This window comes from Cupriavidus sp. 05N39 (genome assembly GCF_056397325.1).
The window spans coordinates 1-671 of the sequence record NZ_JBFTNE010000265.1 but is presented as its reverse complement, the minus strand read 5'-3'; the positions used below and the strand labels follow the sequence as shown (position 1 = coordinate 671).

Below are 671 nucleotides of genomic sequence, written 5' to 3'. Positions count from 1 at the left end.
CGTTGCGGTTCGGGCAGCTGTACCGGGCGGGTGAAGTCGGCGCAGACCGGGAGCATTTCAATGTCCGGCAGGGCCTGCGCCAGCCGCGCGATGCTGGCCAGCAGGGCGGCGCGCGAGATCTCGATGGGCGTGTAGGCCACCGGGTCGGCCAGCGCGTGCAGCAGCAGTTCGGTCTTGCGGCCGCTGCCGCTGCCCAGTTCGACCACGTGCAGGCGCGGGCCGACCACGCTGGCGATGTCGGCGGCGCAGTCCTGCAGCAGGTGCAGTTCCGTGCGCGTGGGGTAGTACTCGGGCTGGCGGGTGATCTGTTCGAACAGGGCCGAGCCGCGCGCGTCGTAGAAGTACTTGGATGGCAACTGGCGCGGCCGCTGGGACAACCCCTGCAGGATATCGGCGGTGATCCGCGCACGGTCCGGCTGCAGGTCGGTCAGCGCCTCGAGCGCGTCGCTTACCGTACTCATGCCGGGTCCCGCGCCAGGCGCAGGCCGGAGAACTGCCAGCGCGCCGACGGTGCGAAGAAGTTGCGGTAGCTGGCACGTACATGCCCCTCGGGGGTCACGCAGCTGCCGCCGCGCAGGATCCATTGGCCGTTCATGAATTTACCGTTGTATTCGCCGAGGTTGCCGGCAAAGGGGCGAAAGCCCGGATAGGCGCCGTAGGCGCTGCTGGTC

General features: G+C 69.2%; 1 protein-coding gene and 1 pseudogene. Both read right to left on the bottom strand.

What is annotated here, in order from left to right:
- A partial coding sequence (locus AC1DN0_RS41205; protein WP_477146625.1) for an L-histidine N(alpha)-methyltransferase occupies positions 1-461 on the bottom strand: 461 nt, incomplete at its 3' end.
- Positions 458-671, bottom strand: a pseudogene (locus AC1DN0_RS41200) (ergothioneine biosynthesis protein EgtB); the annotation flags it as partial. The gene AC1DN0_RS41205 and the pseudogene AC1DN0_RS41200, both read right to left, overlap by 4 nt.